This window comes from Nocardia sp. NPDC059240 (assembly GCF_042753865.1).
Classification (GTDB): domain Bacteria; phylum Actinomycetota; class Actinomycetes; order Mycobacteriales; family Mycobacteriaceae; genus Nocardia.
This window is the reverse complement of the sequence record NZ_JBHZAC010000004.1, coordinates 157,665-172,025: the sequence shown is the minus strand read 5'-3', so window position 1 is coordinate 172,025 and position 14,361 is coordinate 157,665. Positions and strand designations below refer to the sequence as shown.

The 14,361-nt window shown below is 68.2% G+C and carries 15 protein-coding genes; 10 read left to right on the top strand and 5 right to left on the bottom strand.

Annotation, left to right across the window (positions count from 1 at the left end; genetic code table 11):
* Nucleotides 1-38: 38 nt before the first annotated feature.
* Entirely contained in the window at nt 39-674 is a 636-nt protein-coding gene (locus ACFXHA_RS15380) for a PadR family transcriptional regulator (RefSeq protein WP_379357031.1), read from the bottom strand.
* A gap of 37 nt (nt 675-711) precedes the next feature.
* Nucleotides 712-1,545 carry an IclR family transcriptional regulator gene (locus tag ACFXHA_RS15375; RefSeq protein WP_379357029.1) on the bottom strand — a complete coding sequence of 278 codons (834 nt, stop codon included), beginning with the start codon at nt 1,543-1,545 and terminating at the stop codon, nt 712-714.
* Between the two features lie 233 nt (nt 1,546-1,778).
* Between ACFXHA_RS15375 and ACFXHA_RS15370 the strand changes: the two genes are divergently transcribed.
* The 7 genes from ACFXHA_RS15370 (at nt 1,779) to ACFXHA_RS15340 (ending at nt 6,902) form a co-directional block, all read left to right on the top strand.
* The gene (locus tag ACFXHA_RS15370) at nt 1,779-2,282 is read left to right on the top strand and encodes a flavin reductase family protein (protein ID WP_379357027.1); all 504 of its coding nucleotides are present in this window, start codon (nt 1,779-1,781) and stop codon (nt 2,280-2,282) included.
* A gap of 85 nt (nt 2,283-2,367) precedes the next feature.
* The gene (locus tag ACFXHA_RS15365) at nt 2,368-3,510 is read left to right on the top strand and encodes a Rieske 2Fe-2S domain-containing protein (protein ID WP_379357025.1); all 1,143 of its coding nucleotides are present in this window, start codon (nt 2,368-2,370) and stop codon (nt 3,508-3,510) included.
* 11 nt (nt 3,511-3,521) lie between these two features.
* Nucleotides 3,522-3,767, top strand: a complete 246-nt coding sequence (locus tag ACFXHA_RS15360) for a hypothetical protein (RefSeq protein WP_379357023.1) — start codon at nt 3,522-3,524, stop codon at nt 3,765-3,767.
* A 196-nt stretch (nt 3,768-3,963) separates the two neighbouring features.
* Nucleotides 3,964-5,046 carry a 2Fe-2S iron-sulfur cluster-binding protein gene (locus tag ACFXHA_RS15355; protein ID WP_379358270.1) on the top strand — a complete coding sequence of 361 codons (1,083 nt, stop codon included), beginning with the start codon at nt 3,964-3,966 and terminating at the stop codon, nt 5,044-5,046.
* 32 nt (nt 5,047-5,078) lie between these two features.
* Nucleotides 5,079-5,957, top strand: coding sequence for a VOC family protein (locus ACFXHA_RS15350; RefSeq protein ID WP_379357021.1), 879 nt, complete (start codon nt 5,079-5,081; stop codon nt 5,955-5,957).
* A 274-nt stretch (nt 5,958-6,231) separates the two neighbouring features.
* Nucleotides 6,232-6,477, top strand: coding sequence for a type II toxin-antitoxin system VapB family antitoxin (locus tag ACFXHA_RS15345; RefSeq protein ID WP_379357019.1), 246 nt, complete (start codon nt 6,232-6,234; stop codon nt 6,475-6,477).
* Nucleotides 6,477-6,902 (top strand): PIN domain-containing protein, encoded by a 426-nt coding sequence (locus tag ACFXHA_RS15340; RefSeq protein ID WP_379357017.1) that lies wholly within the window; start codon nt 6,477-6,479, stop codon nt 6,900-6,902. The genes ACFXHA_RS15345 and ACFXHA_RS15340 overlap by 1 nt, the downstream gene beginning before the upstream one ends.
* Here the strand turns inward: ACFXHA_RS15340 and ACFXHA_RS15335 are convergent, their stop codons facing one another.
* Together ACFXHA_RS15335 and ACFXHA_RS15330 are read right to left on the bottom strand one after the other, a co-directional pair.
* On the bottom strand, nt 6,903-7,319 hold the full coding sequence (locus ACFXHA_RS15335; protein WP_379357015.1) for an SRPBCC family protein: 417 nt from the start codon (nt 7,317-7,319) through the stop codon (nt 6,903-6,905).
* Nucleotides 7,303-10,947, bottom strand: a complete 3,645-nt coding sequence (locus ACFXHA_RS15330) for an AAA family ATPase (RefSeq protein WP_379357013.1) — start codon at nt 10,945-10,947, stop codon at nt 7,303-7,305. The genes ACFXHA_RS15335 and ACFXHA_RS15330 overlap by 17 nt, the downstream gene beginning before the upstream one ends.
* Nucleotides 10,948-11,068: 121 nt before the next feature.
* On the opposite strand from ACFXHA_RS15330, the gene ACFXHA_RS15325 reads away from it, so the two are divergent.
* Together ACFXHA_RS15325 and ACFXHA_RS15320 are read left to right on the top strand one after the other, a co-directional pair.
* A complete protein-coding gene (locus ACFXHA_RS15325) occupies nt 11,069-11,437 on the top strand; it encodes a nuclear transport factor 2 family protein (protein WP_379357011.1) in 369 nt (122 codons plus the stop codon).
* Between the two features lie 5 nt (nt 11,438-11,442).
* Entirely contained in the window at nt 11,443-11,817 is a 375-nt protein-coding gene (locus ACFXHA_RS15320) for a cupin domain-containing protein (protein ID WP_379357009.1), read from the top strand.
* Between the two features lie 73 nt (nt 11,818-11,890).
* On the opposite strand, the gene ACFXHA_RS15315 is transcribed toward ACFXHA_RS15320, so the two are convergent.
* Entirely contained in the window at nt 11,891-13,666 is a 1,776-nt protein-coding gene (locus tag ACFXHA_RS15315) for a nitroreductase family deazaflavin-dependent oxidoreductase (protein ID WP_379357007.1), read from the bottom strand.
* A gap of 114 nt (nt 13,667-13,780) precedes the next feature.
* Between ACFXHA_RS15315 and ACFXHA_RS15310 the strand changes: the two genes are divergently transcribed.
* Nucleotides 13,781-14,359: a TetR/AcrR family transcriptional regulator gene (locus tag ACFXHA_RS15310; protein WP_379357005.1), complete on the top strand. Its 579-nt coding sequence runs from the start codon at nt 13,781-13,783 to the stop codon at nt 14,357-14,359.
* Nucleotides 14,360-14,361 lie beyond the last annotated feature (2 nt).

Sequence of the window (14,361 nt, the reverse complement as noted above, 5' to 3'; positions counted from 1 at the left end):
TGTCACGACCACTGGTCGCCGACTATGAGCAAGTCCGTTCAGTGGGAATCGCTGGAATTCTGCTTCTTCGCAGGTCTGCGACGGCTACGCTGTCTCGCCAATTTGTCCATATCGGCCAGCAGGTCCTCGGCGAATTCCTTCTCGGCCTCGTAATGCTTGACGCACCAGCGCAATACCGCGCTCGGATAGGCCCAATCCGGATTCACGTCCGCGCCCTCGGCATCGGCCTCGGCGCGACGACGCATGGTCTCGGTGTATTCGATGTGCTGGGTGAGGATCTCGCGCATGCGCTCGGGTTCGGCCAGATGACCCAGCCAGGCCCGCAGCATCACACTGTGTTTGAGCACCGGGGCCTCGACGGGGGAGTGATTGACCCAGTGCGAGGCGGCCTCCCGCCCACTGTCGGTAATGGCGTACATGCGTTTACCGCGCATGCCGTCCTCGGAGGTGACCGTGCGCGAGACCGCGTAGCCGTGTTTCTCCAGCCGTTTGAGTTCGGCGTAGATCTGACTGAACGACGGACTCCAATAGAAGAACTGCAGACTCCAGTCCGCCCATTTCTTCAGGTCGTATCCGGAGAGTTCCTCTGCGTGCGAGAGCATTCCGAGGACCGCCCACGCCGTCGTGGGCAGTTCCGGAATCGACTGCGGCTCATCCTGCACGCCATCGGCCATCATCGAACTGTATCGCCCCCGCATCCGCCCGCTCCGCTCAACGCCAGTGCGCGCGACGCGGGAACAGGGTGCGGCCGGCCTCGTGCGCGACCTCGAGCACGACGCGGGCCAGCCGGTCGTAGCTCATGCCGTCGGCGCGACCCGACAGCGACAGTGCCGCCGGCGCGGTGCCACGGCCCCGCAACGGCGCTGCGACACAGGCGATTCCGGCCACGGCCTCCTCGCGGTCGATGGCCACGCCCTGACGCAGCCGGATCTGCTGCAGCTCACGGCTGAGCGCCTCCGGCTCGCAGATGGTGCGCGGCGTCAGTTTCGGCATGCGGGTGCGCAGCGCGGCCTCGGCGATATTCGGTTCGAGGCAGGCCAGCATGGCCTTGCCGAGAGCCGTTGCGTGCGCGGGCATCCGGCCACCCAGGCGGGTGGGCAGGCTGGCGGCGAAACGGCCACCGGCCTTGTCCAGGTAGACCACATCGCGGCCGTCGAGGACGGCCAGGTGGCCGACCATGCCGGTGCGCTGGCTCAGCTCGTGCAGCAGCGGGGACACGGCATCACGAATCTCGTTGTGGTCGGCGGTGAGTCCGCCCAGTTCGAGGGCGCGCATGCCCAGGCGGTAGCCGCCCGAGGTGTGGGCCAGCCAGCGCAGCTTGATCATCTGGTCGAGGATCCGGTGCACGGTGGACCGCGGCAGCCCGGTGCGCTCGACCAATCCGAGCAGCGTGAGGGTGGGGGTGGAAGCGTCGAAAGCATCCAGGATCAAGGTCATTCGCTCGATCATCGAGACGGGGACCTCGGCGCTGGGGTGGGTTTCCTTGGCACGCATGGGCTTGTGGGTGTTTCGAGTCTCCGCCGGGGGCAGCAGGGTGACGGACATATGTACCTCCGTTGGTTCATATCCAGTCTAGGACTATTCCGATTAGGCACATACCTAGATCGGATCTTGTGCTACCCATCACAGTGCCCTGCGCCACAACCTGCGGAATCGGGAGAACTACGTAAAACCTACGCATACGTGTCCCGATGACCGAACCACGGAGTTGACGCCCTCCGGCCGCCACCTGCTGTCATGACTTCTAGCTATATTTCGGATCGAAATAAGGAGGCGCTGTGGATCCGGTCCTGGACCAGACCCCGGCCATCGACGCGACAGCTTTCAAGACCGTTCTGGGGCGTTTCGCCTCGGGCGTCACCGTGATCACCGCCCTTGACGAGGGTGGGCCCATCGGCTTCGCATGCCAGTCGTTCGCATCGTTGTCCATCGACCCGCCGCTGGTGAGTTTCTTCCCGGCGCGGACCTCGAGCACCTGGCCGAAAATCCGTGCGGCGGGCCGGTTCTGCGTGAACATCCTGGCCGACCATCAGGACGAGATCTGCCGCCAGCTCGGCCGGCCGGGGCCGGACAAGTTCGCCGGGGTCGACTGGACCGCGTCCGCGAACGGGTCGCCGTTGCTCACCGGGTCGATGGCGAGCATCGACTGCGAACTGCACGACGAGGTCGACGGCGGCGATCACACGATTGTGATCGGCCGTGTGACCAGCCTGAACGAGCATTCCGAGGCGAACCCGCTGCTGTTCTACCGCGCGGGCTTCAAACGTCTCGCACACCAGTAGCTACCTCCCGGCCAGTGAGACTGCGCTGTCATCGCCGTCACAGGGGCCGCGACCATTTGAAGCAAGGCAAGGGAGAGGAATCATCATGACCACCGCAGAGAGCGAAGTGCGCGTCATCGACTCGGGCAAGCCCCCGACGCGGTTCGCGCGCGGCTGGCACTGCCTGGGTCTGGCCGACTCGTTCCGCGACGGAAAGCCGCACACCGTCAAGGCTTTCGGCACCGAGATCGTGGTGTTCGCGGCCGAGGACGGCACCCTGAACGTGCTCAACGCCTACTGCCCGCATATGGGTGGCAACCTCGCCGACGGCACCGTCAAGGGCGACTCCATCGCCTGCCCGTTCCACGACTGGCGCTGGAACGGCAAGGGCAAGTGCACCGGCATCCCCTACGCGCGCCGCGTGCCGCCGCTGGCCCGCACCAAGGCGTGGCCGACCATGGTCGAGAACAAGCAGCTGTTCGTCTGGCACGACCCGGAGAACAAGCAGCCGCCGGCCGAGCTCGCCATCCCGCGCGTCGACGCCGCCTTCGACGACGAGTGGACCGACTGGACCTGGAACTCCATGATCGTCGACGCCAACTGCCGCGAGGTCGTCGACAATGTGGTGGACATGGCGCACTTCTTCTACGTGCACTACGGCTTCCCGACCTTCTTCAAGAACGTCTTCGAGGGCCACACCGCCGCGCAGTACATGACCTCCGTCTCGCGCGAGGACATGATGGGCGAGACCGCCAAGGCGCTGGGCGGCAAGAACGTGCTGCAGTCGGAGGCCGCGTACTACGGGCCGTCCTACATGATCGATTACCTCAAGAGCGAGAGCCCGAACGGGCTGGTCGTCGAGGGCTACCTGATCAACTGCCACTACCCGATCGACGAGAACCGCTTCGTGCTCATGTACGGCGCGATCGCCAAGAAGCCCGCGGGCGTGCCCGCCGAGCAGGCGCAGGAGATCGCCGAGAAGTTCGTCGGCGGCCTGGGCAAGGGCTTCGAGCAGGATGCGGCCATCTGGAAGCGCAAGTCGCGCATCAACAATCCGCTGCTGTGCGAGGAGGATGGGCCGGTCTACCAGCTGCGTCGCTGGTACGAGCAGTTCTATGTGGATGCGGCCGAGGTCTCCGACGAGATGACCGACCGCTTCGAGTACGAGGTGGACACCACCCGCGCGGTCACCGCCTGGGAGGCGGAGGTCGCCGACAATATCGCCAAGCGGGAAGCCGCCAACGCCTGAGAGGCACTGCCATGGACAAGGTTTCGTGCAGGTCCTGCGGGACGTGCGTGCTGGTGGAGAAGTACAGCGACCAGCACACCAGCGTGCAATGGAACAAGACCGCGAAGGCGGATTGCGCCGAGCTCGCCGGAAACGGCCCGCGCTCGCACACCTGCGGGGCGTTGCGCGCCAGCATCGACGAGGCCGTGGCCAAGGGCGCGGTGCACGTCAGCACCCGAGATGTGGACGTGCGCACCCGCGGTCGAACCTTGACCTAGGCGTGGGGCTACTGCCCCCGAGGGGAGGCCTCCCGGCGTCGTCGGCGGTCGGCCCTGAGAGGGGATTACCCGGCCCGCCCGTGAACGAAACGGAAACCCCGCCGAAACAGCTGTGTCACACGTCACATTCGGCCGGTGAATCCGGGCAAATACGAAGCACAGGAATGGAACTGGTGGAGCAATGACGGTGACGGACATGGAGCCCGACACGGCCGCACTGGAAGCCGAGGCCACCGCGACGGCAGCGGCCGGCGGCATCGCGAGCGCGCGCATTGTGCGCGTGGTCCGCGAAACCGCCGATGCGGTGTCACTCGAGTTCGCCCCCGACGCCGCGCACGCCGCACGGTTCACCTACCGTCCGGGCCAGTTCCTGACCCTGCGCATCCCCAGCGAGCTGACCGGATCGGTGAGCCGCTGCTATTCGCTGTCGAGCGCGCCGCACGAGGGTGGGCCGCTGAAGGTCACCGTCAAGCGGACCGTCGACGGGTACGGCTCGAACTGGTTGTGCGACAACGCCGCGGAAGGGCTGAGCCTGGATGTGCTGCCGCCCGCCGGGATCTTCACCCCCGACTCGCTCGACACCGACCTGCTGCTGTTCGCCGGCGGCAGCGGCATCACCCCGGTGCTGTCCATCCTGAAATCCGTACTGGCGCAGGGCAGCGGGCACTGCACGCTGATCTACGCCAACCAGCACGAGAATTCGGTGATCTTCGCCGCGGAACTCGCCGAACTGGCGGCCGCGCACCCGGATCGGCTGCTGGTGCTGCACTGGTTGCAGTCCGTACAGGGCCTGCCGAGCGTGGCCGCACTGGCCGCGCTGGCACGGCCGTGGGCGGGCCGGGAAGTCTTCGTCTGTGGTCCCGGCCCGTTCATGGACGCGGTCGCGGCGGCCATGACCGAACTCGGCGCGGACCGCAAGCGCGTGCACATCGAGAAGTTCGTGTCCTTGTCGGGCAATCCGTTCGAGACCGACACCGTTGCGGCCGAAGTCGTCGACGACGGTGATGCCGCCATCGCGCGGGTCGAACTCGACGGCGAGAACCACGAACTACGTTGGCCGCGACAGCAGACCCTGCTCGACACCATGCTCGCCAAGGGCCTCGACGCCCCCTACTCGTGCAAGGAAGGCGCGTGCAGCGCCTGCGTGTGCCGGGTCGTCACCGGTGAGGTGAGCATGCGGCGCAATGAAATTCTCGAAGAAGCCGACATCGCCGACGGCTACGTGCTTGCCTGCCAAGCCGTTCCGGTCACCGACGACGTCACCGTCACCTACGACTGATCACGCCGACAGATATCGCGAGGAGTAAACCCATGGCCGCGTTCGCCTCCCTCGGCTACGTCCGCGCCCACATCGCCGATGTGGACGCCTGGCGCAAATTCGCCTTCGACACCATCGGTTTCGCCGAAGGGTCGGGCCCCAATGCCGAGTCCATCTACCTGCGCGTCGACGAGCACACCTACCGTTTCGAACTCGTGCCCGGCGACCGTGACGCCGTCATCGCCGTCGGCTGGCAGGTCGCCGACCGCCGCTCGCTGCAGCTCGTCCGCGAGACGCTGGAGAAGGCCGGTATCGCCGTCACCACGCTGTCGGTGACCGAGGCCGTCAACCGGCACGTCGAGGAGGCCATCGCCTTCGTCGACCCGTCCGGCTTCACCATCGAGGTCTTCCACGGCCCGCTGCTCGACCACAGCCCGGTCGTCGGCAAGTTCGGCAACCGCTTCGTCACCGGCGATCTCGGGCTCGGGCACGTGGTGCTCCCGGTCCGCGATATCGAGGAAGCGCGCCAGTTCTACACCGAGGTCCTGGGATTCGCCTCGCGCGGCTCCTTCCGGGTGGGCCCGCCGGAGCATCCGATCTGGATCCGCTTCATGGGCGTCAACCCGCGCCACCACAGCCTGGCGCTCATCCCGGGCTCGCGCCCCGACGGCCCTGGCATCGTGCACGTCATGGTCGAGGTCGACTCACTCGACGATGTGGGCCGCGCCCTGGACCGGGTGAACAAGGCGGGCTACCACCTGTCCTCCACGCTCGGCCGCCACACCAACGACAAGATGATCTCCTTCTACGTCCGCACCCCGGGCAACTGGGACCTCGAATTCGGTTGCGAGGGCATGCTGGTCGGCGACGACTACGTGGCCGAGGAGATGACCGCCGACAGCTACTGGGGCCACGAATGGGCCCGGGGCTGACTCGCCCGCGGTGGTGAGCGCGCACCAGCCGACAGAAACCGGCTGGGCGTAGGGCGTCGTCGCGCTGCGAAACATGTTCCACAACTGCGAATCAGCGGGCGTTCAGGAGGGCTGCCACGGCTTCAGGTGAGAGAAACTCGAGAACGGCTCGCCGTGCTCGGCCGTCGCGGTCAGCGAGAAATCGGCGTGAACCGGCTGGTGAATACCCTCGACAACAGAGGTATGATGGCGATGTACATGGAGCATGTATATCGCCAACATTCGGAGGTTGGTCATGACGGTCACTCAGATCGATCTGGACGACGACGCCCTGAACGAAGCGATGCGGCTGATGGGGACGACGACGAAGAAGGAGACCGTCAACCGTGCGCTGGTCGAGTACGTCCAGCAACGCCGGAGGCTCGAGGCGTTCGACAAGCTCCTAGCCATGGGTCGGCGCGGCGATTTCGATCAGGCCGCTGAGGCTCATGCGGCGGCGAAGGCCGCGCGGAAACGAACGGAAAACCCGGAGTCGCCCTAGTGACCGGATACCTGCTCGACACATCCGCCCTCTGGTACATCTTCCGCAATCCTGATGAGGCTGAGCGCTGGCGGGAACCTGCGCGAGTCGGAGCACTTTATCTGTGTGAACCTACCCGCACCGAACTTCTCTACTCGGCAACCAGTTCGGCACATCGCGATGAGATGGCCGAGGCCCTGGATGAACTCTGCCGTCCCGCTCCGGTTCCCAAATCGGCTTGGCGCTGGGTGGATTCGGCCCAGTACAAGCTCACTCAGCGTGGGCTGCACAGGTCGGCGGGTGTCGTCGATCTGGTGGTATGCGCGACTGCGGTTCATCATGACCTGACCGTGCTCCACATCGACAATGACTTCGCCACCGTCTCGAGTGTGCTCGGTGAGTTGAAACAGCGGAACATCACCAATCCCGACCAGCGCGATCGGTGATCAATGTGGCGCGTGGGCGAGCTCGGCCAGTCGCAACAGTGACCCGTGGATGATCTCGCGTTGGGCGCTGAGCCGGGCGGCCTCGGACTCCGGAATGTCGACGTGCACCTCGATATCGGTGCCGCTCCCGTCCTCCGCCCGGGTCAGCCGCCAGACGAACAGCAGATCCGAGACCAGGCAGGAGATGGTCACCTGCTGATTGTGGCGATCGGTGCGCAGCGTCTGCGGCATCGGGAAGTCGGGATAGCCGTCCGGGTACATCGTGTACGCCGACGCGTCCGCGCCGGGTGCCGCGGCCTCGGGTTCGACACTGCCGATGCCGACCCACCATTCGGTGAAGCGCGACGGGTCGTAGAGCAGCTTCCAGACCGCCGCCGGGGACGCGGCAGTATGCACCCGGTCATCGAATGCCGGCATCGGGTCTCCTCTCGGGCGCTCGACGCTGCCCGGAAGACGCGGGCTCGAGGAGCGCGGCCAATTCCGCTGTCACAACCCGGTATTCGCGTTCCGGCTCCACCAGGCCCGACAGCGGAGGACGGCCCAGGTCGATGATGTTGGCGGCATATCGGCGACCCACCACCGCCGCGTCGGCCCGCCGCCGCCAACCCGCGGCCGCCGCACGCAGCCGGACTATCGCGAGTTCGTCATCGCCCTCGCGGGCCGCCAGCAGACCCTGTACCCGGTTCATCCGGGCCACCAGGGTGTCGGGGAAATCGCTGTCGGACATGGGTTCCAGGGCGACGGCCTCGATTTCGGCCTCGGCCTCGGCGCTCCGCCCGGCGCGGGCCAGCGCCTCGGCCAGGAACAGCCGGGCCAGCGGGCGGCTGATCGGTGCCTCGGCGTCCAGCGCGGACCGGAATTCCGTGACGGCCGTGTCGAACTCACCATGGCACAGGGCCAGCTGCGCGCGCTCGGCGTGCACCAGCCCTTCCAGCGCCGCGATACCGAGCCGATTGGCGGCGTCCTCGGCCGCCGACAAGGCAGTGGCGGCCTCGCGCGTCCGGCCCAGGCGGCGCAGGACGGCGGCCTGCCCGGTGTAGGAGTAGACCGCCAGCCGGGTCAGTCCGGTGGGCACGACCAGGGGCAAACAGCGCTCCACGAAGTCCAGCGCCCGCTCGAAATCTCCGGCACAGGCGGCCGCACCGGCGGCATTGGCCAGACACGCGTACGCCATATCGGGCCGCCCCGCCCGCCCGGCCGCATGCGCGGCCGCGATCAGCGGGCCGTAACTGTCGGTGAATCTGCCGACCCGCAGCAGCACATGGGCCCGCGCGAAGCTGATGTCGTGGGTGAGCAGTTCGGCCAGGGGGTGGCCGTGCACGAGAACGTCCACCTCGCACAGTAATTCGGCGGCCACCTCCGGATCTCCGGCAACCGCTTCCGCCCAGGCCATTCCGGCCAGCGCCTCGACCCGGATCAAGGGATCCGGTTCGGATACCCGCTCCAGCACATCGAGCGCGGCCCGATACGAACGTCGCGCCTCGCGCGGATGACACACCCCGCCCCGCAGCCACCGCCCCCGCCGCAACCAGGCATCCACCAGCGCCTCGGCATCGGCCGTCGGGATCAGCCCCAAGGCCCGGTCGAAAGCAGTATCGGAAGCGTCCGGCAACCCGCGCCACGCCTCGATCTCGGCGAGCTCGAGCAGCGGACCACTGTTCTCGGGATCCAATTCGACGGCCTGCCGCAGATATTCGGCCGCCTCTGTCATCGCCGCTACCGCCCGAGCCGCCGTTGCGGCGTGCCGCAACTCCGTGGCCGCGCGGCCCCGGTGCCCGGCCAGTCGCAGGTGCCGGGCCAACTCGACGGCGCGGCGCTGGCCGCTCACGGTGCCGCGCTCGTGCAGGCTCGCGGCCAGCGCATCGTGCAACCGGACCCGTCGCAGCTGTGGAATCTCGTCGTAGACCGCCTGCCGCAGCGATTCGTGCCGATATCCGATTCCGTCCTCGCGCACCCGAAGCAGGCCCGCACCAAGGGATTCCGTAGCAGCTGCGGCCGGATCGGGCAGCAGCGGCAACGCCAGCACCTCGCCCCGTGTCAAATCCCGCCCCGCCGCGGCCGCCAGATCCAGGAAGAGCCTGGCGGACTCGCTGAGCCGCGCCATGGCCGACCCCGTCGCAACGCGCAGCCCGTCGGCCGGGTCTCCCGCGCCGCGCGCGACATGCCGGGCCGTCTCGGTCGCCAGCAGCGGATTGCCGTCGACCACCGCGAGAATCCGGTTCTCCACCGGTGCGGGCAGCCGCGCCGCCTCTCTCACAATCGACCGAATCGCCTGCGGAGCCAAAGGTTTCAGCGCCAACTCCAGCCGCAACGCCCCCTTGGCCCGCAGCGCGCCCAGCACACCGTCCACCTGCGGGCGGGGCGGCATCGGACGCCGCGTAAGGATGACCAGCACCGGCACCCGCGAAAGCCGCCGCCCCACATACCGAAGCAGCTCGAGACTGGACAGATCAGCCGCCTGTAAATCCTCCAGCGCAACCGCGAGCGGCCGGCGCGCAGCCAGGAACCCGAGCAGCTCGACGACAGACTCGAACAGCCGAATCCGATCATGCTCCACCCCGAGCGCGCTGCTTGTCTGCCTCCCGCGCGCGGTGGCGCGCGCCAAAGGTGTCGGCGCACCGTGGTCGTCGGGTCGGGCAGGTGTGGTCACCGACTCCCGCGCGGTGGCCAGGTCCACTTGCGTTGCCGCCCTTGGTGTTCCCGCCGGAGGCGGTGTCCGACGCGCGTCGCGCGGTTGAGCCGGTGTGGTTGCCGAAGGCGTAGACCCGGCGTCCGACCCCGGTGCGGAGGGCAGGCCCAAATGCGCTGCCACTCCGGGTAACAGCCGCGCCAGGTCCGCTGCCCACAGTGTGCCCTCGGGCAGCCGATCGCCCGGCTCGAGCACTTCGGCCAGCAGTTCCGACCACAGTTCGTAGGGTGCGCCGCCCAGCGCACCGGGGGCGCCGATCGCGGTGCGGGCTCCGTCGCGGCGGGCGATGGTGAGCATTTCCTCCGCGAGCCGGGTCTTGCCGATTCCGCCGTCGCCGCTCAGGGCCGCCACCATCCCCGCTCCGTCGCGTGCCCGGTGCCAGTAGGAAGTCAATGCGTGCAACTCTGCGGTCCGGCCGTAAAGCGTTGCCGCCGTGGCTGTTCCGGTCACATCGATGTCCCGAACCTGGGCAATGCCCGCAGTGCCGCCGACTCCCTCGGCAATGGCCGTGACTGCGGACGTGCCCGCGAATCCCGGCGTGGCCGATGTTGTCGCAGGCTCGCCGACGGCCTGTGCGGGTGTTGCCGGATCCGTCGTGTCAGTGGCCGGAGTTGGTGCGTCACTGCCGATTCCGGGCAGGGTCGGGTGCTGGGTCCCGGGTGGCGGGCGCAGCGTGTTGATCAAGGCCCGGGTGGCGGCGGCGGGCTCGACATCCAATTCGGAGCGCAGTGCGTCACGGAGGCGGGTGAATGCGGTCAGCGCGGCCGGAAGATCACCGTCGGCTGCGGACAGGCGGATCAGCTCGCGAGTCGCCTCTTCGTCCAACGGGCGCAAAGTTGCGCGGCGGTGGGCTCGGACTCGGGCGCGGGCGAAGTTGCCGCCGGATTCGGCGGCCTGCGCGGTGACGGCGAGCAGGGTGGCCAGTCGCTGCGCGTAATCGTCGCGGGAGCGGCGGGCCCATTCCTCGTCGTGGTCGGTGAGCAGGTCGCCGCGGCAGAGGGTGATCGCCTGCTCGGCGTGGCCGGCGGCGCGGAGACGATCGAACTCGACGGCGTCGACCCAGACCGCGTCGCGGCGGAGTTCGACGGTGTCGCGGTCGGTTCGGAGCGCGGAGGCGTTGGGGCCGAAAGCGGTTCGCAGTGTCCAGACCGCGTTGCGGAGGCTGGCGCGGGCCTTGGGGTCGGGGGCGTCGGGCCAGAACTGGGCGCAGACGCGGGTGCGGGGGTGGGGGCCGGGATGCAGGGCCAGCCAGGCCAGGAGGGAGGGGATCAGGCGGCCGCGCGGGAGTGGCACGGGATCGCCGTCCAGTTCGACCTCGAGTGCACCGAAGATGTGAATCCGCAGCATAACCACCATCCGATGAGTGGAACGGTAGTCCTCGGGGGCGGGTCTGTCCCGGCGTTGACGATCAAATGACGGGGGCCGCCGATGCTGGGATCAGTGGCCGCGACGGACGGCCCCGATCCGGAGACACGATATGAGCACCATGGAATCCACCGCGCGGTTCGACCTCGCGGCGCTGCGGCGGGGCATCGAGGAACGCGACGCCGCCCAACTGATCGACCTGTACGCCGAGGACGCGGAAATGCGGCTGGTCGACCGGCTGCACCCGCCGAGCAATCCGCAGATCCTGCGCGGACGCGGCCAGATCGGCGAGTACCTCACCGACATCTGCAGCCGCGATATGACCCATCGGGTCCAGCACCTGACCTCCGAGGGGGACCGGGTCGCCTTCACCGAGGACTGCGAATACCCGGGCGGCAGCCGCGTGCTGTGCGCCGCCACCCTCGATATCGCCGACGGGCACATCGTCCGTGAGGTCGGCGTCCAGGTCTGGGACGAGTGAGCACGATGACCGACAACACGATTCAGGGCGCGCGCGCCGAACACCGCGATTTCGCCGCCCCGGACGAGGTGCGTGCCTTCGAGCACGGGCAAATGGAAGTGCTCCATGTACAAGGTGCCGATATCGGCCGCCTGGTGCTGAAGCCCGGCTGGCGCTGGTCGCTGGACGTCAAACCGATGGCGGGCACCGAATACTGCGAAGCGCCACACTTCCAGTACCACGTGTCGGGCACCCTGCACATCCAGATGGCCGACGGCACCGAATTCGACGCCGTTCCCGGCATGGTCACCGCGCTGCCGTCGGGCCACGACGCCTGGGTGGTCGGCGACGAGGACGTCGTGGTCGTGGACTGGTGGGGTGCAAGCAATTACGCCAAGTGAGCGCGCTGACGAGGGGTGAGTGTGCCAGGGCGAGATGATATGCGGCGGCCGATCCGGAGATCGGCCGCCGGAATCAGTTGTCGGTGAAGGTGATTCGGACGGTGACCGGATCGCTCTCCAGCACGGCGAACATGCCGCGCGCGAGCGGAGCCAGCAGCGGATGCGGGGCGAAGCCGCGACTGCGGGCCACCACGTCGTCGTCGGGGAGCAGGACGGCGGTGCCGGTGCGCCAGCGATCACCCTGGCGGAGACGGATATTCGGGTTGGCCGAAAGATTCAGGCCCCAGCCCGAGCGCAGCCCGTGCTGGCAGATGGCCCACGCGCCCTCGTCGTCGAAGAGCACGGAGATCGGGACGCGGCGCGGCTCACCGGATTTGCGGCCGACGGTCTCGAGCTCGGTGGCGAAGGCGGTGCGGATGCCGACCTTGTCCAGGGCGCGGACGGTCGGGTTCATGACGTAGCGACCCACCGCGCGCTCGGTGCGGAACTTGCGGGCGGCCTTGCTCGCCGCATCGCCCTTACTCGCCGCATCGCCCTTACTCGCCGCATCGCCCTTGCTCGCACCGCTCTTGTGCTGCGTGGCGGAACGCTTGCTGCGGAAGGCGTCGAACCCATTGCGGCGCAGCATGGCCGCCGCCGTCAGCCACGGCGAGCGCTCCGGATTCGGCTCCTTTCCCGCGCCGATGAGATGCAGTTGATCGGTGTGCCACTGCAGGTCGAGCGCGCCGTCGAAGGATTTCAGGCTGCCGTTCGCCGCGAGCCGCGGGGGCAGGCCGAGGGAAATGTGCGGGGGCCGCAGGGTGTCGGTGCGCTCGGTCAGCAGATCGGCTGCGGCGGTGGGGATCACGGCGGTCGGTCGGCCCAGGCCGACCACATCGCAGGTGCCGCTGCCCAGCGCCTCGGACATGGCGGCGTGCGAACGGAAGCCGCCGGTCACCGCGATCGGAACGCTGCCCGCGGCTTTCCGGGCGGTCTCGGCGTAGTCGAGGAAGTACGCCTCGCGGGCGCGGGTGCTCTCGGACGCGGTGCGGGGTCGCCCCATCATGGCGGGGGATTCGTAACTGCCGCCGCTGATCTCGAACAGGTCCAGGCCCTCGCCGGACAGCTCCTCGATGACCGCGCGCGACTCGTCCTCGGTGAATCCGCCGCGCTGGAAGTCGGCCGAGTTGAGCTTGATACCCAGTCCGAAACTCGGGCTCACCGCGGCGCGGATGCTGCGCGCCACCTCGACGACGAAGCGCCGCCGCTTCTCCGCGTCACCACCCCAGGCGTCGGTGCGCTGATTCGACAGCGGAGAAAGGAACTGCGACACCAGATATCCGTGCGCGCCGTGGATCTGCACGCCGTCGAACCCGGCGGCCTCGGCGACCCGGGCGGCCCGGCCGAAACGGGCGATGATGTCGCCGATCTCGTCCTCGCTCAGGGCACGCGGCGCGGGCACGCCCGGAATGCCCATGGCGATGGCCGACGGCGCGACCGCACGGGTGCGGGTGACGATCGGGTTGGCCTGCCGCCCAGGATGATTCAGCTGCACCCAGACCTTCGAACCGCCGTCCTTGGCGACCTTGGCCCAGCGGGTCATCGCATCCAGGTGACGTTCGTCCTCCATCGCCACATTGCCGGGTTCGCCACAGTGCCGGCGGTCGACCATGACATTGCCGGTGACGATCAATCCGTAGCCACCGTCGCTCCAACGGCCGTAGAGTCGCTCCAGGCGGGCGTCGGGGGCATTGTCGGGGTTGGCGAGTCCTTCGCTGAGGGCCGACTTCATCAGCCGGTTGGGGAGCACCTGACCGCTCGCCAGCGGCAGCGGATCGTGCAGGGTCGGCTGGTTTGCTGGTGCTGCCATGGAGTGGGCCCCGATTCCTCGTCGAAGGGGTGAGCGGCGGACTACACTGGGTAGACCAATCGGTATATCAAAACGGTAGTACACCGATCGGTATACAGCAAGGAGGAACCGTCCATGGGTGCCCGCGACCGCCTCATCGACAGCGCCATCGCCCTGATGCGCTGCAACGGCATCGCCGGAACCGGCATCGCGCAGCTGCTCGACCACAGCGGCATTTCGCGCCGGTCCATCTACCTCAACTTCCCCGGCGGCAAATCCGAACTGGTCGCCGAGGCCACCCGCACCGCCGGGCAGGCGTCGAGCGCACTCATCCGGACGATCCTCGCGAGCACCGACCTGGCCAGCGCCATCGCCGCCTTCCCCGGAATGTGGCGCGAGACGCTCACGTCCACCGATTTCGCCGCGGGCTGCCCGATCGCCGCCGCCGCCCTCGGGCGCTCGGAATCGCCGGCCGCCGCCGACGTGGCGGGGGAGACCTTCACCGAATGGGAGGGCATTCTCGCCCAGCGGCTCGAGGCCGAGAATGTCGACGCGGAGACCGCGCACTCGCTGGCCACCACCATCGTGGCCGCCGTCGAGGGCGCGGTCGTCATGTCGCTGGCGTCGCGCTCCACCGCGCCGCTGGAACGCGCCGGGAAGCAGCTCGCTGATCTGGTCGCCCTGTACACGGGCAAGAAGACCTCGGCCGCGTGACC

Coding starts and splice junctions, on each gene's coding strand:
- ACFXHA_RS15380 (WP_379357031.1), bottom strand. CDS start 674: ATGGCCGATGGCGTGCAGGATGAGCCGCAGTCGATTCCGGAACTGCCC.
- ACFXHA_RS15375 (WP_379357029.1), bottom strand. CDS start 1,545: ATGTCCGTCACCCTGCTGCCCCCGGCGGAGACTCGAAACACCCACAAG.
- ACFXHA_RS15365 (WP_379357025.1), top strand. CDS start 2,368: ATGACCACCGCAGAGAGCGAAGTGCGCGTCATCGACTCGGGCAAGCCC.
- ACFXHA_RS15360 (WP_379357023.1), top strand. CDS start 3,522: ATGGACAAGGTTTCGTGCAGGTCCTGCGGGACGTGCGTGCTGGTGGAG.
- ACFXHA_RS15355 (WP_379358270.1), top strand. CDS start 3,964: ATGGAGCCCGACACGGCCGCACTGGAAGCCGAGGCCACCGCGACGGCA.
- ACFXHA_RS15350 (WP_379357021.1), top strand. CDS start 5,079: ATGGCCGCGTTCGCCTCCCTCGGCTACGTCCGCGCCCACATCGCCGAT.
- ACFXHA_RS15345 (WP_379357019.1), top strand. CDS start 6,232: ATGACGGTCACTCAGATCGATCTGGACGACGACGCCCTGAACGAAGCG.
- ACFXHA_RS15335 (WP_379357015.1), bottom strand. CDS start 7,319: ATGCCGGCATTCGATGACCGGGTGCATACTGCCGCGTCCCCGGCGGCG.
- ACFXHA_RS15330 (WP_379357013.1), bottom strand. CDS start 10,947: ATGGTGGTTATGCTGCGGATTCACATCTTCGGTGCACTCGAGGTCGAA.
- ACFXHA_RS15325 (WP_379357011.1), top strand. CDS start 11,069: ATGAGCACCATGGAATCCACCGCGCGGTTCGACCTCGCGGCGCTGCGG.
- ACFXHA_RS15320 (WP_379357009.1), top strand. CDS start 11,443: ATGACCGACAACACGATTCAGGGCGCGCGCGCCGAACACCGCGATTTC.
- ACFXHA_RS15315 (WP_379357007.1), bottom strand. CDS start 13,666: ATGGCAGCACCAGCAAACCAGCCGACCCTGCACGATCCGCTGCCGCTG.
- ACFXHA_RS15310 (WP_379357005.1), top strand. CDS start 13,781: ATGGGTGCCCGCGACCGCCTCATCGACAGCGCCATCGCCCTGATGCGC.